The organism is Phocaeicola vulgatus ATCC 8482, from assembly GCF_000012825.1.
Lineage (GTDB): Bacteria > Bacteroidota > Bacteroidia > Bacteroidales > Bacteroidaceae > Phocaeicola > Phocaeicola vulgatus.
On the sequence record NC_009614.1, the window covers coordinates 4,788,543 to 4,811,277 of the forward strand.

Here is a 22,735-nt window from a genome sequence, read left to right on the forward strand (position 1 = left end):
CCGCCAATCAGGTATTCACATATCCAAGAGGGGTTTCAGGTTATTTGCATCTATAAAACGCCACACTAGCGTCCTTTGTTCATCGGTCTTTCTAAAAATATCTTAATTCTTATTGAATTCCTCTTTCTCTTAGTTTCAGCTGCCAGTTCCAAGCCGAACGTAGAGTGTCCTCCAAATTGGCTTCTGCCTTCCATCCCAACTCCTTATTAGCAAAATCAGGATTAGCCCATACCTTCTCAATATCTCCGGCACGACGACCCACGATCTGATAATTAAGTTTCACACCGGTAGCTTTTTCAAACGTATTGATCAGTTCCAATACAGAAACACCTTTACCCGTTCCAATATTAAAGACTTCCACCTTCTCCTTCTGCTTGTTATTCAAAATGCGATCCATTGCGATAACGTGAGCCTTCGCCAAATCCACTACATATATATAGTCACGGATGCAAGAACCGTCCGGTGTATCATAATCATCCCCGAACACACTCAGTTTTTCACGAATACCCATCGCTGTCTGAGTAACATAAGGTAGCAAATTTTGTGGAACCCCATTAGGTAATTCACCTATTAATGCAGTGGGATGTGCGCCAATAGGATTAAAGTAACGCAACATAATAGCATTGATAGGCGATCCCGAAGCAACTGTATCACGAATAATTTCTTCATTGATCTGTTTTGTATTACCGTACGGAGACTCAGCCTTCTTAATCGGAGCCTCTTCCGTTACAGGAAGAACATCGGGCTGACCATACACCGTACATGATGATGAAAAAATAATACCTTCTACTCCATGTTTCGGCATTAACTCCAACAGGTTAATCAATGAAACCAAGTTATTGCGATAATACAACAACGGTTTTTGTACCGATTCACCCACAGCCTTGCTAGCCGCAAAATGAATAATACCTTTTATACCCGGATATTTAGTAAACAGCTTATCCATTCCCTCAAGATCCAAGCAATCCAACTTTTCAAATGCAGGACGGATTCCTGAAACCTTTTCTATATTATCTACCACATCGGCGCTTGAGTTGGACAAATTGTCCACAATCACTACGTCGTAACCGCTATTTTGCAGCTCTACTACCGTATGAGAACCGATGTAGCCGGTTCCTCCTGTTACTAAAATTCTTTCTTTCATAATACTTAATATTCTGTCGTTTTCTAATAGGTTCAAAACAACTTCGACGGGTAGATCCCTTTTCGTATCATATCATTGATACGAAGCAGGACTTGTATCTTGTCATCATGCGATACCAATCCCATCCATCTGGCAGGTGTCTCAATCACTTTCACCCTGACTCCGTCAGCAATACGCTCATTCATAAAAGCCGGAATAGAATAATGGGCTTTCATATCCATTCCATTCTCATCTATGAACTTATCGAACGCCTTCTTCATCTCACCGAATACCTGCGGAGTAAATCCCCACATATTCATTGAAACCAAGCTGTTGTCATCCAAAGCCACCCATTTATGTAATTCATTAGGATACATCGGATTTCCACTTATCCGTTCTACTCCTACACGGTCTGTAACGGACAACAGATATCCCTTTTCATCCACTTCACAAATACCACGGGTAACCCCTCCGCTTTCCGCCAATACATTTCTCAGCCTGTAGCAAATATTGAAACTATGGTAGTCAGCTTCTCCCAACATCACCAGATTATTATATAACAATTCAAAACTTTCTCTTTGGTAAAAGTTCACGGCATTTATCACACCGAATGGAGAGTCAATCAACTCTTCTCCCATCAGAACAGCTCTTACCGAACCGTACAGTGCTTTGCGCTTCGGATTACGCTTTTCTTCAGGAATCGTTTCCACATCCTGATAAACATACTCCACTTCTACCACATGTTCGTATTTGCCTGATACCAGTTTCTTGAATTCTTGTTCAAAATGTCTGCTTATGACAAATACGATCTTATTAAATCCGACTCTTACGGCATCATATATGGAAAAATCTAATATTGTTTCGCCATTAGGACCTATTCCCTCCAGCTGTTTCAATCCACCATATTTATTCCCCATAGTGGCCGCGAGTACAATCAAGGTCATAGCCATTTAATCTCTCTATTAATTCTAATGCAAAAATAAGCATAAAAATTGAATTTACGGACAAGAACAATGGATTTCTTTCTAATAAAAAAGTCCGAAGCTGTGCTCCGGACTTCTGAATCGGTTTATTTTAACGATGAAGTGAATTTATTCTATTCCAAACAAAACACCCAAGCCTTTGTCTACACCTGAAAATCCCATGAATGCCATTGCCAGCAGACCGGCAGTAACCAATGCGATAGCCATTCCCTGCATTCCTTTAGGTATATTCACCAAACTTAATTGTTCACGGATACCTGCAAACAACACCATAGCCAAAGCAAAACCAAGAGCTGTAGAGAAGGCATAAACCACCCCCGTCAACAAATCAAAGTCTTTCTGGATTACCAAAATAGCCACACCCAGAATACAGCAGTTAGTAGTAATCAACGGAAGAAAGACTCCTAATGCCTGATAAAGGGCGGGAGATACCTTCTTCAAAATGATTTCCACCATCTGTACCAATGCTGCAATGACAAGGATAAATGCAATGGTCTGCAAATATTCCAACCCGAAAGCATCGAGCACGAATTTCTGGATAAGATAGGTAACAATGGTAGCGATGGTAAGCACGAATGCAACAGCCGCTCCCATACCCGTAGCTGTCTCAACTTTCTTGGATACACCGAGGAATGGACAAATACCCAAGAATTGTGACAACACAATGTTGTTCACAAATATAGCGGTGATAAATATCAATATATATTCCATTTTCTTACTTTTTACGGGTTATGCTTTCTTCAGTTTATTCACAATCGCAATGAGGTAACCCAATGCAATGAAGGCTCCCGGTGCGAGAACGAAAATCAACATTCCGTATTGCTCCGGCATAATAGCGATATCAAACAATTTACCTGTACCAAGGAACTCACGTACACCACCAAGGATGGTCAATGCAAGTGTAAATCCTAGTCCCATACCCAATCCGTCAAAGAATGAAGGAACAGGACCGTTCTTTGCGGCAAACGCTTCGGCGCGTCCCAGCAAGATACAGTTTACCACAATCAACGGAATAAACAATCCCAAAGTAGCATACAGCGCCGGCACATATGCCTGCATAATCATCTGCAACAAGGTTACAAATGATGCAATAACCACAATGAATGCAGGAATACGCACCATATCAGGAATCAGATTCTTGATAGATGAAATTACCACATTCGAACAAATCAACACAAACATGGTTGCCAGTCCCATACCCATACCATTGATGGCAGAAGAAGTGGTTCCCAATGTAGGACACATACCCAAAAGGAGTACAAACGTAGGATTCTCTTTGACAATCCCGTTCATTAATACTTTAAAATTATTCATAGTCTGCTCCTTCCTTATTTTTTGTTTTTACAATCTTGCTTTGGGCATTCTGCTTTTTTACAGTCCGCCTTGTCGCAGTTAGCAGGATCACATTTACCACCACAAGCAGCTTTGCAGGCAGCAGAGTCACAGGCTTGTCCGCAACAATCCTGAGTTCCCTCACATTGTGCCTTAGCTGCTTTGGGGTCATCGGCAGCAGTTTCAGACACCTGCTGTGTCGCACCGCTGGAACCATCCACATTTTGGCCACTATATGCCGCATAAGCATTATTCACAGCTTTCAGAAAAGCACGTGTCGTGATAGTAGAAGCAGTGATTGCATCTATCTGACCGCCATCTTTATTTACAACCAATGCTTTCTGTCCCGGATTCATACCAGTAATATCGCCTTTGCCGCCTTTCTTAAACCAATCGGCTGCCTTTGATCCCAGTCCCGGAGTTTCTGCATGACTCAACAAAGAATAGTCTATAATATTACCCTCTTTATCGAAACCTACCAATACATTCAACGCACCACCAAAACCATTTGCAGAAGACTCTACGGCTGCACCAATAAATTCTCCTCCTTTGGTTGCTTTATATATCTTATAAGTAACGCCTTCCAATTCTATGGTTTCAGGAGCTTCGGCAGGATTATTGTCAAATCCCGGAACTACGATAGCAATGGCATCACTCAAAGCCTTGGCATTAGCCTGTGCAATGGGTTCCTTTGTCAACTCATTCACATAACCCAGCAATGCTCCGGCTACCACGGTTACGCCTGTCAGCACGATAACCATGTTTTTCAAAGATGATTCTAGTTTTTTCATTTCTTCACGACCTCCCCGAATCTTTTAGGTTTACAATAAGTATTGATTAACGGAGTGAATGCGTTCATAATGAATATAGCGAAAGACATACCTTCGGGATATGCACCGAACAAACGGATAACCACCGTCAGGAAACCGATAGCCACACCGTAAATAATCATACCTTTATGAGTCATAGGCGAAGTAACATAGTCGGTTGCCATGAAAATAGCTCCCAACATCAAACCACCTGTAAACAAGTGAGCCAACGGAGATGCGTAAGCAACCGGATCAACCAAATGCATCAGCCCGGCAAATACAAATACTGTCACCAGAATAGATACAGGAATATGCCAGGAAATAATCTTTTTCCATAGCATATATCCCAGACCAAGCAATAAAGCCAATGCACTCACCTCACCTAGTGAACCCGGGTTATTACCCAGAAATAGACTTAATGTATCGGGCAACTGACCTAAAGCATTTGCATCACCCTTTACAGCCATTTTCATCAATGCCAGCGGAGTAGCACCGGTTTCAGCATCGGTATAACTTCCCCATTGTTGAACCAACGGCCATGAAGTCATCTGCACAGGAAAAGAAATCAGCAGGAAGATACGACCTACCAGCGCGGGATTGAAAGGATTACAACCCAATCCGCCGAAAGTCATCTTGCCCACACCGATTGCCACCAACGCACCGATGATAATAATCCAAAGCGGCAAGTTGGAAGGCAGATTGAATGCCAGCAACACACCGGTTATAATAGCCGAACCATCACAGATGGTAGAGCGTTCTCTCTTCAAAATAAACTTGGTAATCGCCCATTCGAAGAATACACAGGCGGCAACCGAGGTCAAGGTCACCACCACGGCGCCCAGTCCGAACATATAAAATGACACCAGCAACGCAGGTATCAACGCAATGAGTACACCATACATATTCTTCTGTATGCTGTCACCGCTATGAACGTGAGGCGATAATGATACTATTAATTTATTAGCCATACTATTTTGTCGAATTATTTTTTAGCATTACGTGCACGGATGATACCGCCTACTGTGCCCTTACCCAAACGGATATAGTCCAGCAAATAACGATGAGACGGACATGTAAACTGACACGAACCGCACTCGATGCACGACATTACATCTTCTTTTTCTACTCTCTCCCAGTCCTTATGAGCTGAAAGTGTCGCCAACAAGAAAGGCTCCAATCCCATAGGACACACACTGACGCACTTGGCACAGCGGATACAGGGCTGAGCTTCCGCACGGGCAGCTTCCTTATCATTCATAATCAGCACACCCGAACTACCTTTACAAATGGGAACTTCCGTATTAACCAGTGCTTTACCCATCATCGGACCGCCACCAATCACTTTTCCCGTATCTTCGGGCAAACCGCCAGCCGCATCAATCAGCTGGCTCATCGGGGTACCCATACGGGTGAGGAAGTTGGAGGGGTTCTTGACAGACTTACCCGTAACAGTCACGATACGTTCAAACAAAGGTTTGTTTTTCTGAACGGCTTCATAAACGGCAAATGCAGTACCTACATTCTGAACTACCGCACCCACATTGATAGGAATAGCGGGAGGAGCAGGAACCTGGCGACCGATCACAGCATCTATCAACTGTTTCTCACCACCTTGCGGATATTTCACCTGCAAAGGAACTACCTCTATACCGGGATACTGAGCAGCCTTTTCAGTCATCAACTTAATAGCATCCGGTTTATTATTTTCAATACCGATATATCCCTTGGTCACTTTTGCAGCTTTCATCAGGATGCTTACACCCACCAGTACTTCGTCTGCCTTCTCCAACATCAAACGATGATCGGCAGTGAGGTAAGGCTCACACTCTACAGCATTGATAATTACACATTCCGCCTTGCAGCCCGGAGGAGGAGAAAGTTTCACATGAGTAGGGAAACAAGCACCGCCCATACCTACTACACCTGCATTTTTCACTTTAGCAACGATTTCTTCGGGTGTGAGAGCACACTCTTTCACCAATGTCGAACTGCGGTCTATTGATTCTTCCCATTCGTCACCATCCACATCGATAAAGATAGCCGGCTTGCGGTAACCGCTAGCATCGATTACGGCGTCTACCTTGTTCACTTTACCGGATACAGACGAGAAGATGGCTGCTGAAACAAAGCCACCCGCCTCAGCAATCTTCGTACCTACCTTCACCACATCGCCTTTTTTCACGATGGCAGTAGCAGGAGCACCGATATGCTGTGACAAAGGAAATACCGCTTGCTTAGGAAGTGCAAGTGTTTCAATGGCTTTGCCTGCTGACAATTTATTTTCTGCTGGATGTACTCCACCAATTCTAAATGTCTTCACTGTTATATCTTTTTAATTTTTACTTACTTTGAATTTTGATTATGCTTCCGTTTTCGGAGCCTCAGCTTTCACCGCTTCCGCTTTCGGAGTTTCCACCTTTGAAGCCTCTACTTTTACAGCAGGTTTTGCAGCAGCCTCACCAGCCGGCACTTCTACTTTCGGTTTACGTGGCGGGAAATTGATAGCTTGGATAGCCCCTTTCGGACATTCCGATTCGCATTTACGGCAAGACTTACACTTAGCCGGATCAATGTATGCCAAATTATTTTCCAACGTAATGGCTTCGAACGGACACACTTTCACACACTTTCCACAACCAATACAACTAGCCTTGCAAGCTTTGTTGGCAACAGCTCCCTTATCCTTGTTCACACACATCACCACTACGCGGCGGTTGTTCTTTCCTTTCGGACGAATTTCAATGATCTTACGCGGACAAGCTTTGCTGCAAGCCCCACAAGCTGTACATTTTTCTTCGTCCACTTCCGGAAGACCGGTTTCAGGATTCATGTGAATAGCATCAAACTGACACGCTTCCACACAATCACCACAACCCAGACAACCGAATGTACAACCCGTCTCACCACCTGAAGTGGCATGAGCGATGGCACACGATTTAGCTCCGTCGTACAGAGCAGTACGAGGGCGATTTTCACAACTACCGTTACATCTTACCACCGCAACTTTCGGTTCAGCAGCAACGGCTTCCAATCCCAAAATGGCAGCTACTTTCTCCATTACCGGAGCACCACCAACCGGACATAACTTACCCTCCAGCGAACCGGCATCGGCAGCCTTCACGCAGGCACCGGCAAAACCAGAGCAACCGGGATAACCACATCCACCGCAATTCGCCTGAGGAAGCACTTCGCTCACCTTGGCAATCCGCGGATCTTCATACACAGCAAACTTCTTAGAAGCGGCATACAAGATTACCGCGGCAATCAAGCCAATCGCTCCCAACGAAATTACTGCAACCAGAATTAAATCCATAAATTTTAGTTAGTTATTTATTAATTATTTTTTATTGGTTCAAGCGTAAATGAAAACTTCTTGCTCAACTTATTCCTGCATACATATATAATAAGGTAATACGGAAGCAAGGCTGACAAAGCAACAAGCGCCGACCTTAACTCATCCCCCCCCGTAAGACGCATGGAAATAAATAAAGTAATCAGCAATACCAAGAAAGGGATACCAAAAGCCAGCAATACGGCTTGCATCCCCATGGAAGTAGTACCATAAATCATCACCTCCTCACCTATGCGGTAAGAAGATGCCTTCATGTCAAAAACATCAATCAGTTTCTCTTTACTTTCAGATGCATTGCAATGCCCTTTCACACTACAAGCCGAACAGGCAGAAGTTTGTACGATTCTCACCCGCACGTGAGAACCTTCAATGTTTTCCACAATACCACGATGTTTGATTATATCGGTCATTTTTGCAAACTCTACATTACAAAACTGCGACAAATGTACGACTTTAATTGGATTCTAAGAAGTATAAAATGATATTTTCACTATAAAAATCGATTTTTTGTGTGGAGAAATTAAAATTAGAAGCAAGAAAAGGAAGAAATATTTAATTTTCCTCCTTTCTACTTGTAAGGTATATAATTTATTTCATTATCACATAGCCTGCATCCAACAGTTTTTGACGAATGGATGCTATATGTTCCTCGTTTCTGGTTTCCATAACGACACGAAGGGCACATCCGGTGACATCTGCACTCTCACTATTTCGCTCATGATGTACAGAAATTACATTTCCTCCCTGCTCTGCAACAATTTTGCTGACTCCCAACAGCTGCCCCGGCTTGTCTATCAAGTCCAAAGTTACTGCATAGGTACGTCCCGACTTCGCCATACCGCGACTGATGACACGGCTCAATATCGTCACATCAATATTGCCTCCGGACACCAGGCAGACAGTTTTCTTACCCTTTACCGGTACTTTATTGAACATGGCTGCGGCAACGGACACAGCTCCCGCCCCCTCTGCAACAATCCGCTGGCGTTCTATCAATGCCAGAATAGCTGCGGCAATCTCGTCCTCAGTCACAGTTACAACTCCGTCCACATACTGATTTACCAAGTCAAAAGTATTTGTTCCCGGCTCTTTCACCGCGATTCCATCGGCAAAAGTGGAAACAGAGTGAAGACGCTCAATACGCGAATGAAGAATAGAATTTGCCATACTGGCCGCACCCAACGCCTGTACGCCATATACCTTGACAGATGGTTTCAAAGCCTTCAACGCATAAGCCACTCCCGAAATCAGTCCTCCCCCACCAATGGGAACAATGACTACCTCCACATCCGGCATTTCCTCCAATAATTCCAAACCGATAGTACCTTGTCCGGCTATCACGTTCTCGTCATCAAAGGGATGAACAAAAGTATATCCCTTTTCATCACGCAATTGCAGGGCTTTCTGATAAGCATCATCATAGACTCCCGGAACCAAACAAACTTCCGCCCCATAATGCTTCGTAGCCTCAACTTTAGATATAGGCGCTCCTTCCGGAAGACAAATCAACGACTTGATACCGCACTTAGTGGCAGCCAATGCCACCCCTTGCGCATGATTACCGGCAGAACAGGCTATCACGCCTCTCGCCTTTTCTTCATCGGACAATTGGGAAATCTTGTAATAAGCACCACGCACTTTAAACGATCCTGTGAGTTGCAGGTTTTCGGGCTTCAGATAAACTGTACTCTCAGGATTTATCTGAGGAGCATAAATCAAATCAGTGCGACGGACAACCTCTTTCAGGACATGAGCCGCTTTGTATATTGCATCTAATTGTAGCATAGGTATAACACTCTTGTTTTTAAATTGGGTGCAAAGCTACAAATAAAATTGATTCCTTACACTCACATACAACGTAAAATTGTATTCTTTTCTCTTTGTTCTCCTTTTCACTTGTCGACAGAGTTCACACTCAAGGAAATATGTAAAAGCCCCGGCAGCACTATCGTTTTCATTTTGACACTCCTTATCTGCTGTCTTATCTGGATTTCGATATAATCTGTTTTTCACTTTTACTCTCGGCCACCTCTACCAGATAAACACTGGCACAAATAAGAACAATCGCCGCCAACTGCGTCCATGAGAAGCGATCCTGCCCCAAAACAAAAGAAGTCACCGTAGCAACAATCAATATTAAATACCCGTAAATGGCTACTAATGTCGTTTTCAGATATTTCAGCCCGAGAGGAAGTAATAAATAACTAATGGTGGTAGGAAATACCAAAACAAAAAGCAAGATCAACATAGGCGTAGAGAAAAGTGACATTTTCAGTATAGGAGCATCAAAACCATAAATCGTATTGACAACAACAGCCATAACAGCCGCCCCTAAAAAAGTATATTTTAACATCGTCATATCTCCCACTCCTTTTAACAGACGGTTACTGAAAACAAGATAGACGGCATAAACCAATGAACTGGCCAAACACATCAAATTACCTAACGGAGCATTGGAGGCAAGATCGTCACTAGGTTGTGTGGATATGCATAGAACAGCTCCTCCCAATCCCATTCCAATGCCAAGCACTTTCATCCAGGTTACTTTTTCCTTATAAAACAATACAGAGATAATGAATACCCATATAGGCTCCAAACTGACAAAAATAGAACTGGAAACCGGAGTAGTCTTACTGATACCCAACAAATAAAAAAACATATATCCATAAATACCTAAAGCCCCTAAAATAAAGAGCTGCCATTTCTGACGGATAGTGGAGTTTTCGGGCTTGCAAAATATATCAATAAGCCAAAAAGCGGCGGCCCCAAATACCAATCGGAAAGTAACCCCTGTCACAGGAGCTATCCACAAAGGTAAAAGATACTTCAGTGCGTTCATATTAAGGCCTCCCAACGCTTTGGAGACAACCATGCTAAGGTTTGCTTCAACTTGTCTATTCATACTTCATGCTGTTATGTTATTACGTGGGTATTTTTCTTATAAACTCAGTTTTTCCTGCTTCATCACAATAAACATCCCCATCAAGGCTACCATCAGATTAAGCCAGAAGGCAAAGGTTTGCGAATGAGAATGGAACAGATTCTGAAAAGCATCCACAATAAACGGACAAAGCAGTATGGCCACATAATTCATCGCCATGACAAAAGCAAGTGCCAACGTCACTTTGTGAGGAACCGCCACATCAGAAGTCTTATCATAAATCAACGGTTGGATAATACCGTATGAAAGCCCGTTCAGAATACATCCCAAAGCAATCAGTATTTCGGAACGACTAAGCAGAATAATCCCCATTCCACAGGCTATCATCAACAAACAAACCATATAGATACGACGGCCCAAGACCTGCACTATCTTATTCAGGACAAAACCCGGTGCCATAATAGCGAGAAAAAACAAAGATATCAAGATGCCTGCCCTACCACTGGACAGTCCATATTCTTCCATCAGGAAAGGCAGATTGAAACTAATAATAATCACCAGATAAGTAGCCAATCCGTAAAAAGCCATCAGCTTGACCAAAGCCTTGACATTAATTCCCCGCTTACCCATTTCCCTGGCAGTATCGGCTGGAATATCATCAGAGGAATGATAATTGGAGAGATCTTTTTTCAGATAACGAGTAAGGAAAACGGACACAAAAGGAAACAGATAGACCAAAAACGGCAAATGCCAGTTCACTTCTGCCAGATATCCTGTCAGTGTAGTGGCAAGCACCAGCGTGATATTGGTGATGGCAGAACTGTAACCAAATTGCTTTGTACGGTAACTTCCCACAAAATAACGGGATATCAATCCGGTAGAAAGCGGAACAATCAATCCCGACCCCATCCCCAACATGGCGCTGACGGCTATCAACTGCCACATTTTATCAGAAAGCAGATAAAGAATACCACTCGCCCCGAAAAGAGCCAGCCCTATCTGCAACAACAAAAGGTTGTTCACTTTCTCTGTCAATTTACCTGATAACAAGATAAAGGGTATGATAAGAAGTGATGGCAACGAAGACAACATCTGGATCTCCAGATCTGTAGCAGAGGGAAATATTTTATTCAAATCTCCCAAAATGGGCGACACCGCCAGTCCCGGCAATGCATTGAGTGCCGAGATGGAAAATATACCTACTAACGTAATGAGGGGAATGGTCCCCTGCCCTGTTTGTACTTTCATAATGAAATCGGTTTAGATTGTGATAGAAACAAAGTGTAAAAGAATTGGTTCAAAGCCGGTTTATAATTGGTCAATGCAATCATGTGCCCATATGCTACTATGCCAATTGGCTGCGCTATGTTCCGCATGACACATTATCCCCCATAAATTAAAAAACATAAAATCAAGAAACTTTTCTCCAAACCTCCTGTTGAGGGAGAAAAACGCGGGAAACTCCCATGTTTTCCATTGTATTACTAATCTAAACTTTAAGTAAAATGAAAGAATGTAATTGTGATTTGAGAGACGGTGACGCAAAGACAGCCGTGTTTGGTTCAAACGAAATGCTACAGCCTGCCCCGGTAGATACCATCCCTATGGAACCTACCACCCCACAGATTGCTTATCAAATGGTAAAAGACGAAACATTCGCCCAAACCCAGCCACGCCTTAACCTGGCCACTTTCGTTACCACCTACATGGACGACTATGCCACCAAACTGATGAACGAAGCCATCAGCATCAACTACATTGATGAAACAGAATATCCTCGTATCGCAGTGATGAATGCCAAATGTATCAATATCATGGCTAATTTGTGGAATTCGCCCGAACAGGCAAAATGGAAAACCGGAGCACTGGCTATCGGCTCCAGCGAGGCTTGTATGCTGGGAGGAGTAGCCGCCTGGTTACGCTGGAAAGACAAACGTAAAGCTCAGGGGAAACCGACTGACAAGCCTAACTTTGTCATTTCAAGCGGTTTTCAGGTTGTTTGGGAAAAGTTCGCCCAACTTTGGCAAATTGAAATGCGCCAAGTACCTCTCACCTTGGACAAAACCACTCTGGACCCCGAAGAAGCACTGAAGATGTGTGACGAGAACACCATCTGCATCGTCCCCATCCAAGGTGTGACATGGACAGGTTTGAACGATGACGTGGAAGCGTTGGACAAAGCACTGGATGCCTACAACGCCAAAACCGGCTATGATATTCCTATCCATGTAGATGCTGCAACCGGCGGTTTCATCCTGCCGTTCCTCAATCCCGACACAAAATGGGACTTCCGCTTGAAATGGGTTCTCTCCATCAGCACTTCCGGCCACAAGTTCGGACTGGTTTATCCGGGACTGGGATGGGTAGTATGGAAAGACAAGAAATACCTTCCGGATGCCATGTCGTTCAGTGTCAATTATCTGGGTGCGAACATCACACAGGTTGGTTTGAACTTCAGCCGTCCCGCCGCACAGATTCTGGGACAGTACTACCAATTTATCCGTCTGGGATTCCAAGGATACAAAGCCATCCAATACAATTCCATGGAAATCACCAAGTACATCCACAGCGAAATAGCCAAGATGGCTCCGTTCGTAAATTACAGCGATGACGTAGTAAATCCTTTGTTCATCTGGTACATGAAACCCGAATATGCAAAGAATGCCAAATGGACTCTGTACGATTTGCAGGCTAAATTGCAGCAAAGCGGCTGGATGGTTCCTGCCTACACCTTGCCGGAAAATATCCAGAATTACGTAGTTATGCGTGTTGTGGTACGTCAGGGATTCAGCCGTGACATGGCGGATATGTTGTTGAACGACATCAAGAATGCCATCTGCGAGTTCGAGAAACTGGAATATCCCACTCCTACCCGCATCGCCCAAGACAAGAATATCGCTGTAAAAGGTACTGTGTTCACTCACAATGCCCATAGCAACGCCGCTAAAAAATAAGCATAGATAACAATAATGCAACCATCCGCCGTTAAGGTAGATGGTTACTTCAATCAAATTAATTTATGGAAAGAACTATAACTATCCAGCAAATAAAGGATGTTGCCCAGGAGGCTTACAATCTGTACAAGGACAATACAGACGGTAAGAACGCCGACTATATCCCTTATCTGGCAAATATTGATCCCAAACTGTTCGGGATCAGTATCTGTCTGATGAACGGAGAAATCATCCAACTGGGTGACTCTCAGTACCGTTTCGGTATCGAGTCCGTTTCCAAGGTGCTGACCGCCATCCTGGTACTCCGCCAATACGGTGCTCCCAAGGTGCTCGAAATGATTGGCGCCGATGCTACCGGACTGCCGTTCAACTCCATCATGGCCATCTTGTTGGAAAACGACCATCCGTCCACCCCATTGGTAAACGCCGGCGCCATCTCGGCCAACAGTATGGTGCAACCCGTAGGAAACAGCGATGCCAAGTGGAAAGCCATCGTAGACAATATGACCGAACTATGCGGAAGTACCCCGCAACTGATCGACGAACTGTACCGGTCAGAGTCGGCGACAAATTTCAACAACCGTTCCATCGCCTGGCTATTGAAAAATTATAACCGTATCTACGATGACCCCGATATGTCGCTCGACCTCTACACCCGCCAGTGTTCCATGGGCATCACTGCAGAACAGTTGTCCATCTGTGGAGCCACCATCGCCAACGAAGGATTGAACCCGAACACCAACAAGCAAGTGTTCGACAAAGCCCTCTCCCCGAAAATCACCTCCATGATAGCTACCGTAGGTTTCTATCAGCACACAGGCGACTGGCTTTACACTTCGGGAATTCCTGCCAAGACAGGCGTAGGAGGCGGTGTCATGGGCGTAATGCCGGGTGTCATGGGCATTGCAGCCTTCGCGCCTCCTCTGGATGACGCCGGCAACTCCGTGAAAGCACAGCTTGCCATCAAGCATATTATGAACAAACTGGGCATGAACGTATTCAATGGCCATCGCATCCACGTGCAATAATCCATTTCGTTCCCATAGGAAAACCGGTATTTCTCTCACTCCGAGAGGAGTACCGGCTTTTTAATTAAAAATTTTTTCCGCTAAAATTTCTCACACTCTTACATTATGCCTATCTTTGCACTGACAAATTCATCATATTATGAAGAACAAAGTCATCCGTAAAGAACCGGACCAATGACGAACTCACGCAGAGAAACCATTGGAGTTCCCTTGGCGGAATATTTGAAAGAGAAATGCTGGAACAGCCCAAAGCGCCCGATGACGTTGATTATGGAATTGAATTAACTATTAAATAACTTTATGAGTAACAAATCAAAAATCGAGATTTGCGCCAACTCCGTGGAAAGTGCTGTGAAGGCACAACAAGCCGGTGCTTATCGTGTAGAACTATGTGCAGGTATTCCGGAAGGCGGAACAACCCCGTCTTTTGGTGAAATCCGTATGGCACGCCAATTATTGAACCAAACAAAACTGCATGTCATTATCCGTCCCCGTGGCGGAGATTTCCTATATTCTCCTATTGAACAAGAAATCATGCTGCATGATATTAAAGTGGCACGCCAGCTGGGTGCGGACGGTGTGGTATTCGGCTGTCTTACCGCAGAAGGCTATGTCGATGTGCCTCTGATGCAGAAACTGATGAATGCGGTAGGCGAGATGAGTGTCACCTTCCACCGTGCTTTTGATATGTGCAGCAATCCCAAAGAGGCCTTGGAACAGATTATCGGACTGGGTATAGACCGGGTTCTTACTTCCGGACAGGAAGCTACCGCCGAAAAGGGAATCCCTCTTCTGAAAGAATTGGTGGAACAGGCCGACGGACGGATCATCATCATGCCGGGATGCGGTGTGAATGCCGGTAATATCCGTAAGATTGCCGAAGAAACCGGAACTTCGGAATTTCATTTCTCCGGACGTAGCAGCGTAGACAGCGGCATGATTTATCGTAACTCAAAAGTATCCATGGGAGGTACTGTAAAGATAGAAGAGTATCTGAAAGACGTTACCGATCCTGACAAAGTAAAAGCCGCCTTGTCCGAACTGGCAATGAAAGACGAAAACGACAAAGCACTGGAAAAGAAAAACAAAAGCCTCAACCCCAAGAAATCAAAGAAAGAGGATGACTGGGACGATGAGGACGATGACTTGGATGATGACAAGTAAACAACAGGTAAGCATAAACGCTATCAATATATTTAGGGATATTCAGTAAATGTCTCTAAAAAATAAGATGGCATATGAAGATGATAGGGCATGACCATTTCATATGCCATTCTTATTGTCATTTTTCCGTGCTTTCTCACATACTTCTATCCGACAGGACATGACGTTCCGGAAGAAGTCTGATGACCTCTTCTGATTCTGTGAGTAAAATCATATCATGCTGCTTTAGCTGTTTTGTTTCTGATTTTTTCTATCATCAGTATGGCATTTGCCGTATGTATTCCAAAGAAAATCCACAGTATTTCCGTCTTCCTGTTTCTGGCCTTTATCCTTGAGAGCGAGTAATGTTGCTTTTGAGTGCCGAAGCTTCCTTCAAGCCGTGTTGCCCTTTCTTTTGAGAGTTCGCTTCTAAGCACCTTCCTCAAAGGCTCATCTTTGGCCGCCCTTCCCTTGCGCACAAAGGATGTGGATATCCCATATTTTGTACAGAACTTTCTGTTGGCATTATTGGCATATATGGAATCGGCAGCCACACATCTTACCCTTACATTCATAAGCTTCTGCTGCATACGGATACAGTCCTTCAAGCGTATACCCTCATTGAATGCCTTGAACGAGAGGTGTTCGATGAACGATATGCCGTCTATCTGTATATTATTGACCTTTGCACCGAACTCGACGGACTTGGTTTCCTTGCCTCTGACGATGGGACGTACATAATGACGGTCAATGCTGACGATGCGGTCACTGACTTTCCGCCCTTCAAACATTTCCTTTTCTTGTACAAGCACCTTTCTGATGATGGAAAGACGCTTATGATAATCCTGGGTATATCGGAGTAAAGCACCGTACTCGCTATGGATCCCATCCCTTTGACTGAGGAGCTTTTCAAGAAGCTTGATCATACGGCGCTTAAGCATTCTTGTCCTTGAAGCTCTCCTCTTTCTTTTCTTGCAGTAGGACAGATAGGATTCCGCCACATTCCTGTATTTGTTGCGCGGACGCCTTATGCCCAACTCCCTGCAATGCCGGCATATATGCCTGTAGAGCCATTCGAGGCTTTCCCAAAGGAGTTTCATGTCCGTAGGAAAACGCATGTGGCTTTCATAGCATGTGGCATCGGTCATGCAGACGTGAAGGTTATCAAGATAAGGTTTCCAGTGTGAAGCCAGGAGCTCCTGGAAAGAATCAATGTCAAGGCGGGATGCTATCTCATTACGGATGGCACTGACTATCTTGAAGTTGGTTATGGGAAGGGACGGGGGAATCATAATTCCACAGAAAATCTGGTAGTGTATGTTCCCGTTCAGATGTTCCACCAGTTGCCTGTCGGAGAATCCGGTGTATGCCTTCAGGACCATAAGGGCGATCTTTGCGGAAGGACTGAATCTGTTCCTGCGTCCCAGGCGCCGGTCCGACAGGCCGGCGGCTTTTGCCATACATTCAAACGGAAAGACCGAATGAAGCTTGCCAAGCTCACTCTCATTAAAACTCTTGCGGTATTTTTCCAGAATATCAAATTCTGTAAAACCCAAAGTAGGGTGAATTTCTGAAATATTCACTATCTTTGCCATATCTTATTAGTTTGGATATTTCCCCCGTTTTGGCCGTCAAATCTTATTTTCGGGGGAATACCTAAAGATACAAAAAAGCCAACTAATTCGCAATACTTTGTGTATGAATTAGTTGGCTGATTTTGTAATATTTAATGAATGTCCCTATTTAACGCGGATATTCAGTTTGCAAACTTGAATATCCGCGTTACTTTTTGTTTATACTGAATCCTACAGCTTATGTATCACCTTCATCAGCTGCTCACCCAGTCCGATGGTATATCCTTGTGACACGAATACCACCCGGTTAAAGGTATCCCCAATGATAAACATAGGCAGGATAGTCTTGTTAGACAACTTCATGCCTTCTGCAATCTGCTTCTGGATGGAACCGTCCACATCAATACCGTAAGTAATGGTAGCCGGTAATCCGGGGAATTCCTGCGGGCGGAACTTCTTGTACTGCTCCTCGTTGGGGAACAACAGCACGATTCCTCTGCCCCATTCATCAAACTCCTTACCCAATGCCGCAATATCACGCAAGGCATGGTTCGTAGGTTCTTGTCCGGCACCCAGTACGGCTACAATGTAGTAACCACGTCCTGTAGTGGCAAGAATAGACTTCAGTTCATCGCTATCTATCGGTTTATAAGTAGATTCCGAGTTGAAGTTACCGATCACCTGAATATCATCCTTACTTTCACGCATCACCAAGTCCACCGTAGTCGTTTCCCCCGGCTTGATGGTAAAGAAAGTCAGCTGGGACAATACGCCGCCGTTGGCCAGACGAGTACCGGTCACCATCACATAATTGCCGGCATCCAGTGCCGTTCCGTTCTTCAACAGATTAGCCCAAGTAGCACCGCCACCCATATCAATATCGCCTTCATCATAATTCAGCAATTTCAAGGTTCCGGCAGGAGTCAGTCTGGAAATAGAGAAATGAGAATAATACTTCGGGTCGGCCAAAGACTTGATCGGCGTATATCTGGCAATAAACTTGCCGGTAGGCGCACTGGCCTGTTCCATCGCCTCAAAGTTCACATCAACAGCACCTTCATCACCCATCAACTGCACTTTTCCGGTCACTTCGTCTATACGTGCAGGAATACCCATGCTGCGTGCCATGGAAACAAAGAAGATATCACGGCTGTGCGCATCGGCTGTACGGGCCTTCCACACCCCTTCCGGAGTAATCGGAGAACCGCCCAGATTGCAATCCTTGTCCACACGGATATTTTCGGCAACCCATGCAACCAGCTTCATCGGATCGGCAAGGTAAGCCTCACGCTCCTGTTCGGGCACTGCTTTCTCAAAGAATCCTTTGTACGGAGTAATCATTTCGTTGCTCACACGCGGATTACGCACAAATCTGCGGAAATAATCGGCATTGGCGCACAGATGTGAATTCATCATGTGGTCTATCAACACTTCGGAACTTACATCGCGAAGGTCTTTGGCGGAAATCTGCTGAAGCAGGTCAATGCCGCCCTTCTTTGACTTGTCCGAACGGAGACGGGCCATAAAGTCACGGATGGTTTCGTGGTTACCACGTGATGCCACCAGCAATTTGGCAACAACATCCTCGTCCAACTGATACTCTTTAGCGAAATGACGGGCCGATTCATCCGTCATGAACGTAGCCACGTAGGCATTGCGGATAGAGTCCTCCAAGGCCATGCGGCGATTGTTCTCCGCACGTTGTTCGGGAGTCACTTCGGGCATATTGGCGCCTTCCACCGGAGGAATGATATCCATATCCAGTGTATAAGCCTCGCCGGCCGTCTTGTCCAGTTTCACGGTCAAGGCATTGTCTTTTCCGAAAGACAGTTTGGAGTAACCGAATTTTCCATCTTTGGAAGCCCATACCAGCATATCCCCTTTTCCGGCTGTCAGGAACGTCTTGCCGTCCGCATCCGTCTGTTTGGAAGCTACGGTATAAAATTCGGCATAGTTATACACCTTGAATTCCACTTTGGCATCAGCCACCGGTTTGCCATCCGCATCCACGATGGCCACATCGGCTTTTGCCGTAGGGGCATAGTTGTCAATCACATTGATTTCCGTATACCGGGGAGTGCGGTACATCACTTCTTCCGGTCCGTTATAACGTCCGAACACCTTGGTGTGCATCAGCATACCCCGTGAAGCGGGAGCGTTGAACCAACCCAGATTCAGTACCGGTTCGGGTTCGCAAGCACCCAGGAAGTACCATTTGCCATCCACCCAGGCTTCCACCCAGGCATGATTATCATCGGTATGTGCCCAACGCGGCGTATATACCTGGCGGGCAGGGATGCCTACCGAACGCAAGGCGGCTACCGTGAACGTAGATTCCTCGCCGCAACGTCCGTAGGCTGTCTTTACGGAAGCCAGCGGACTACTGGTACGGGCATCAGAGGGAGTATAAATCACCTTCTCATGACACCAGTGGTTCACTTCCAGCACGGCATCATATAAAGAAAGGTTTTTCACTCTGTCCTTCAGTTCCTCGTAGAATACCTTACGGCTGTCGTCCAGATTCTCGTTGTTTACGCGGATGGGCAGTACAAAGTGGCGGAACTCGCGTTCGGGAACCACTTTTCCCCACGGCATCTCCTCACGCGCCTTGAAAGCGTAATCCACGTTTTCCAGATAGAATTCACCGGGATGATCCGCTATATCCGCCAAAGGCATATAGGCGTAAAGGAAAGTCATCGCCTCCTTCTGCTCATCGCTCATGGGTTGTTCGAATACCTGGAAGAGGTCACCTTGGGCCAGCGTATCACGCCGTGCCTCAAAATCCTGCTGAACAGCGGCACGTTCAGCCTCATCACTGATCAAATGTTTGTTGTTTGTACACGAGGCACACAGCATCAAGCCTATCCCCGCCGCACACAGAGCCAATAATTTCATCTTGTTGTTTATTTAGGTTAGCAATTTGTTATTGGCTACGAAGATAAGACTTTTTTCTTATTTTTGACGAAGTTCAAGCTATTATTTAGTATCCGCCGGCTCCGATTGTTGCGATTGATAATATTCCTCCTTCCGCTTGTTGGCCTGCTGCACCAGACTGGTGACGTATACCGTGAAAATGGGGAACATCATCATTCCCAAGGCGGCCAGCACCACCGACAGTATTTTCCCCGTAGGAGTGACGGCATAAATATTGCTCCCTACGGTAGTGACATCCATAAACGCCCACCACAGCGCACTCCAGTAGTCCGTCACCATAGGGTTCACCTTATGTTCCAGCACAAAGAAGATAAGGCTGGCAAAATACACGGTGGCCATCAGCATGGTGATGTACGAGGTAAACAGCCCGGACGCCTTGCTGCCCGACAGCCAGCCCACCACGATAGCCAGCGCATACCCTCCCCTCAGCAAAGGGATAAAGCGCAGGAAATAACTGATTTCGGGCGAGAAAGTGATGTGATAGAAATCAATGATATTTAAATAAGGTATAGATACCAGCAGGAAAATAAAATGGCTGGTGAAGTATCTTCCTTTTTCTTTCGAGAGGAAAAACTCCAGCAGGAAATCGAACAGGAAAAACATACATATCCAGAACTGAATCTTCAGATAAGAACCTTGATTCAGGAAAGGGATGTTATGAAAAGTATCTATCGAGATACTTATAACCAGAAAAAGGGACATCAACAGGATGAGTATATGCAAGATCCCGTAAATCCCCCTGCGGGAATAGATGAATGAGGAGAAAGCTGTTTTCATAAACGATACTGATTATATTGTTTTTTCTAGAAACACCCTTCCGGGTACGATTGTTTCATTCCGGATACCTTCCGGGTTAATAAACCTAAACGGATAAACATCATTTCCAGGGAGTTGTTATAAACTCCGTAAACAAAAAACATACATTTTTTAAAACCTAAACTTTATGGCAAACATTAGTAAATCAGTCAAGCTAGGGGTATTTACCCTCGCTATTATGAACGTGACTGCGGTAGTATCCCTGCGCGGGCTGCCTGCTGAAGCCGAATACGGACTGAGTTCGGCATTTTATTATTTATTCGCGGCCATCGTCTTCCTGATACCTACCTCGTTGGTAGCGGCGGAACTGGCGGCCATGTTCCAGGACAAGCAAGGCGGTGTGTTCCGATGGGTGGGTGAAGCCTACGGAAAGAAATTCGGCTTCCTCGCCATCTTCCTGCAATGGGTGGAAAGCACCATCTGGTATCCCACCGTCCTGACTTTCGGAGCCGTGGCACTGGCATTTATCGGCATGAGTGACACCCATGATATGGCCTTGGCATCCAACCGCTATTACTCACTGGCGGTGGTCTTGATTATCTACTGGCTGGCCACCTTCATTTCGCTGAAAGGCATGGGCTGGGTAGGCAAAGTGGCCAAAGTAGGCGGTATGGTAGGTACGATCATTCCTGCCGGCCTGCTGATGGTGCTGGCGGTGATTTACCTTGCTTCCGGCGGACAGAGCCAGATGAACTTTGACGGCAACTTCTTCCCCGATTTCAGCAACTTCGACAACCTGGTACTGGCTTCCAGCATCTTCCTGTTCTATGCCGGTATGGAAATGGGCGGTATCCATGTAAAAGACATGGAAAATCCTGCCAAGAACTATCCGAAAGCCGTATTCATCGGTGCGGCTATCACCGTGATCATCTTCGTGCTAGGCACCTTCGCACTGGGGATCATCATTCCCGAAAAGGACATCAACCTGACTCAGAGTCTGCTGGTAGGCTTTGATAATTACTTCAAGTATGTCCATGCTTCGTGGTTGTCGCCTATCATCGCCGTGGCTTTGGCATTCGGTGTGCTGGCAGGCGTGTTGACCTGGGTGGCAGGTCCGTCCAAAGGTATCTTCGCAGTGGGCAAAGCAGGTTATCTGCCTCCCTTCTTCCAGAAGACCAACGCCAACGGCGTACAGAAAAACATTCTGCTGATCCAAGGCCTTGCCGTAACCTTGCTCAGCCTGCTGTTCGTTGTGATGCCTTCCGTACAGAGTTTCTACCAAATCCTGTCACAGCTCACCGTATTGCTTTACCTCATCATGTATCTGCTGATGTTCAGCGGCGCCATCTATCTGCGTTACAATATGAAAAAGGCCCCGCGCCCGTTCCGCATCGGCAGCAAAGGCAACGGACTGATGTGGCTCATCGGCGGTCTGGGTTTCTGCGGTTCGCTGCTGGCATTCGTGCTCAGCTTCATTCCGCCCAGCCAGATTGCGGTAGGCAGCAACACCGTATGGTTTGCCGTTTTGATTATCGGCTGCGTCGTGGTAGTCGCAGCTCCGTTCATTATCTATGCATCGCGCAAACCGTCATGGGTAGACAAGGATACACAGTTCGAACCGTTCCACTGGGAAGAACAGGCCACAACGGCACAGACAGCGGCTCCGGTTTCCGGCGCGGCTAAAAGTTCCGCTTCAAGCGCCTCTACAAACGCTGCCGCCGGACCGGCCTCTCAAAGTACCCCGTCTCCGGAGCAACACAAATAACCCCCGCTGACGGGTTGGCCCATTCCTTTTTATCACAGGCAATTCCGGTTCCTTGAAAAGCAAGAAGCATGTTTTTCAAGAAGCCGGAATTGCTGTTTTCC

General features: G+C 45.5%; 19 protein-coding genes. 4 read left to right on the forward strand and 15 right to left on the reverse strand.

Translation table 11 applies throughout. The annotated features are described in order from the left end of the window. Positions 1-109: 109 nt before the first annotated feature. The 12 genes from galE to BVU_RS19525 all read right to left on the reverse strand — a co-directional run bounded on the left by galE (position 110) and on the right by BVU_RS19525 (position 11,728). Positions 110-1,144 carry a UDP-glucose 4-epimerase GalE gene (galE, locus tag BVU_RS19470; protein WP_005841511.1) on the reverse strand — a complete coding sequence of 345 codons (1,035 nt, stop codon included), beginning with the start codon at positions 1,142-1,144 and terminating at the stop codon, positions 110-112. Positions 1,145-1,176: 32 nt separating this feature from the next. Beyond that, positions 1,177-2,073, reverse strand: coding sequence for a hypothetical protein (locus tag BVU_RS19475; protein WP_005841508.1), 897 nt, complete (start codon positions 2,071-2,073; stop codon positions 1,177-1,179). A gap of 141 nt (positions 2,074-2,214) precedes the next feature. Further along, positions 2,215-2,817 (reverse strand): electron transport complex subunit RsxA, encoded by a 603-nt coding sequence (rsxA, locus tag BVU_RS19480; RefSeq protein ID WP_005841506.1) that lies wholly within the window; start codon positions 2,815-2,817, stop codon positions 2,215-2,217. 18 nt (positions 2,818-2,835) lie between these two features. Continuing rightward, on the reverse strand, positions 2,836-3,420 hold the full coding sequence (locus tag BVU_RS19485) for an RnfABCDGE type electron transport complex subunit E (RefSeq protein WP_005841504.1): 585 nt from the start codon (positions 3,418-3,420) through the stop codon (positions 2,836-2,838). A gap of 14 nt (positions 3,421-3,434) precedes the next feature. Continuing rightward, positions 3,435-4,229, reverse strand: a complete 795-nt coding sequence (locus tag BVU_RS19490; protein WP_008671243.1) for an RnfABCDGE type electron transport complex subunit G — start codon at positions 4,227-4,229, stop codon at positions 3,435-3,437. Then, the gene (locus tag BVU_RS19495) at positions 4,226-5,215 is read right to left on the reverse strand and encodes an RnfABCDGE type electron transport complex subunit D (protein ID WP_005841499.1); all 990 of its coding nucleotides are present in this window, start codon (positions 5,213-5,215) and stop codon (positions 4,226-4,228) included. Before BVU_RS19495 ends, BVU_RS19490 begins: the two co-directional genes overlap by 4 nt. A 14-nt stretch (positions 5,216-5,229) precedes the next feature. Next, positions 5,230-6,567, reverse strand: a complete 1,338-nt coding sequence (gene rsxC, locus BVU_RS19500; RefSeq protein WP_005841497.1) for an electron transport complex subunit RsxC — start codon at positions 6,565-6,567, stop codon at positions 5,230-5,232. Between the two features lie 39 nt (positions 6,568-6,606). Next, positions 6,607-7,560, reverse strand: a complete 954-nt coding sequence (locus BVU_RS19505) for a Fe-S cluster domain-containing protein (RefSeq protein ID WP_005841495.1) — start codon at positions 7,558-7,560, stop codon at positions 6,607-6,609. Positions 7,561-7,580: 20 nt separating this feature from the next. Then, the gene (locus tag BVU_RS19510; protein WP_012055929.1) at positions 7,581-8,009 is read right to left on the reverse strand and encodes a SoxR reducing system RseC family protein; all 429 of its coding nucleotides are present in this window, start codon (positions 8,007-8,009) and stop codon (positions 7,581-7,583) included. A gap of 178 nt (positions 8,010-8,187) precedes the next feature. Beyond that, positions 8,188-9,384 carry a threonine ammonia-lyase gene (gene ilvA, locus BVU_RS19515; protein WP_005841490.1) on the reverse strand — a complete coding sequence of 399 codons (1,197 nt, stop codon included), beginning with the start codon at positions 9,382-9,384 and terminating at the stop codon, positions 8,188-8,190. 196 nt (positions 9,385-9,580) lie between these two features. After that, entirely contained in the window at positions 9,581-10,501 is a 921-nt protein-coding gene (locus tag BVU_RS19520) for a DMT family transporter (RefSeq protein ID WP_012055930.1), read from the reverse strand. Positions 10,502-10,537: 36 nt separating this feature from the next. Next, a complete protein-coding gene (locus BVU_RS19525; protein WP_005851602.1) occupies positions 10,538-11,728 on the reverse strand; it encodes an MFS transporter in 1,191 nt (396 codons plus the stop codon). 257 nt (positions 11,729-11,985) lie between these two features. Between BVU_RS19525 and BVU_RS19530 the strand changes: the two genes are divergently transcribed. The 3 genes from BVU_RS19530 to BVU_RS19540 all read left to right on the forward strand — a co-directional run bounded on the left by BVU_RS19530 (position 11,986) and on the right by BVU_RS19540 (position 15,626). After that, positions 11,986-13,434 carry a glutamate decarboxylase gene (locus tag BVU_RS19530; protein WP_012055931.1) on the forward strand — a complete coding sequence of 483 codons (1,449 nt, stop codon included), beginning with the start codon at positions 11,986-11,988 and terminating at the stop codon, positions 13,432-13,434. A 65-nt stretch (positions 13,435-13,499) separates the two neighbouring features. Then, positions 13,500-14,462 carry a glutaminase A gene (gene glsA, locus BVU_RS19535; protein WP_005841484.1) on the forward strand — a complete coding sequence of 321 codons (963 nt, stop codon included), beginning with the start codon at positions 13,500-13,502 and terminating at the stop codon, positions 14,460-14,462. Positions 14,463-14,762: 300 nt separating this feature from the next. Then, on the forward strand, positions 14,763-15,626 hold the full coding sequence (locus BVU_RS19540; protein ID WP_005851598.1) for a copper homeostasis protein CutC: 864 nt from the start codon (positions 14,763-14,765) through the stop codon (positions 15,624-15,626). A 215-nt stretch (positions 15,627-15,841) separates the two neighbouring features. On the opposite strand, the gene BVU_RS19545 is transcribed toward BVU_RS19540, so the two are convergent. The 3 genes from BVU_RS19545 to BVU_RS19555 form a co-directional block, all read right to left on the reverse strand. After that, positions 15,842-17,200, reverse strand: coding sequence for a transposase (locus BVU_RS19545; protein ID WP_008667781.1), 1,359 nt, complete (start codon positions 17,198-17,200; stop codon positions 15,842-15,844). Positions 17,201-17,410: 210 nt separating this feature from the next. Beyond that, the gene (locus BVU_RS19550) at positions 17,411-20,074 is read right to left on the reverse strand and encodes a transglutaminase domain-containing protein (RefSeq protein WP_005851595.1); all 2,664 of its coding nucleotides are present in this window, start codon (positions 20,072-20,074) and stop codon (positions 17,411-17,413) included. 81 nt (positions 20,075-20,155) lie between these two features. After that, a complete protein-coding gene (locus tag BVU_RS19555) occupies positions 20,156-20,890 on the reverse strand; it encodes a potassium channel family protein (RefSeq protein WP_005841479.1) in 735 nt (244 codons plus the stop codon). A gap of 166 nt (positions 20,891-21,056) precedes the next feature. Between BVU_RS19555 and gadC the strand changes: the two genes are divergently transcribed. Further along, entirely contained in the window at positions 21,057-22,634 is a 1,578-nt protein-coding gene (gene gadC, locus BVU_RS19560) for a putative glutamine/gamma-aminobutyrate antiporter GadC (RefSeq protein WP_012055932.1), read from the forward strand. Positions 22,635-22,735: the final 101 nt, after the last annotated feature.

Coding starts and splice junctions, on each gene's coding strand:
- galE (WP_005841511.1), bottom strand. CDS start 1,144: ATGAAAGAAAGAATTTTAGTAACAGGAGGAACCGGCTACATCGGTTCT.
- BVU_RS19550 (WP_005851595.1), bottom strand. CDS start 20,074: ATGAAATTATTGGCTCTGTGTGCGGCGGGGATAGGCTTGATGCTGTGT.
- BVU_RS19505 (WP_005841495.1), bottom strand. CDS start 7,560: ATGGATTTAATTCTGGTTGCAGTAATTTCGTTGGGAGCGATTGGCTTG.
- BVU_RS19495 (WP_005841499.1), bottom strand. CDS start 5,215: ATGGCTAATAAATTAATAGTATCATTATCGCCTCACGTTCATAGCGGT.
- gadC (WP_012055932.1), top strand. CDS start 21,057: ATGGCAAACATTAGTAAATCAGTCAAGCTAGGGGTATTTACCCTCGCT.
- BVU_RS19520 (WP_012055930.1), bottom strand. CDS start 10,501: ATGAATAGACAAGTTGAAGCAAACCTTAGCATGGTTGTCTCCAAAGCG.
- BVU_RS19510 (WP_012055929.1), bottom strand. CDS start 8,009: ATGACCGATATAATCAAACATCGTGGTATTGTGGAAAACATTGAAGGT.
- rsxA (WP_005841506.1), bottom strand. CDS start 2,817: ATGGAATATATATTGATATTTATCACCGCTATATTTGTGAACAACATT.
- BVU_RS19545 (WP_008667781.1), bottom strand. CDS start 17,200: ATGGCAAAGATAGTGAATATTTCAGAAATTCACCCTACTTTGGGTTTT.
- BVU_RS19540 (WP_005851598.1), top strand. CDS start 14,763: ATGAGTAACAAATCAAAAATCGAGATTTGCGCCAACTCCGTGGAAAGT.
- ilvA (WP_005841490.1), bottom strand. CDS start 9,384: ATGCTACAATTAGATGCAATATACAAAGCGGCTCATGTCCTGAAAGAG.
- BVU_RS19555 (WP_005841479.1), bottom strand. CDS start 20,890: ATGAAAACAGCTTTCTCCTCATTCATCTATTCCCGCAGGGGGATTTAC.
- BVU_RS19525 (WP_005851602.1), bottom strand. CDS start 11,728: ATGAAAGTACAAACAGGGCAGGGGACCATTCCCCTCATTACGTTAGTA.
- BVU_RS19475 (WP_005841508.1), bottom strand. CDS start 2,073: ATGGCTATGACCTTGATTGTACTCGCGGCCACTATGGGGAATAAATAT.
- BVU_RS19485 (WP_005841504.1), bottom strand. CDS start 3,420: ATGAATAATTTTAAAGTATTAATGAACGGGATTGTCAAAGAGAATCCT.
- BVU_RS19490 (WP_008671243.1), bottom strand. CDS start 4,229: ATGAAAAAACTAGAATCATCTTTGAAAAACATGGTTATCGTGCTGACA.
- BVU_RS19530 (WP_012055931.1), top strand. CDS start 11,986: ATGAAAGAATGTAATTGTGATTTGAGAGACGGTGACGCAAAGACAGCC.
- glsA (WP_005841484.1), top strand. CDS start 13,500: ATGGAAAGAACTATAACTATCCAGCAAATAAAGGATGTTGCCCAGGAG.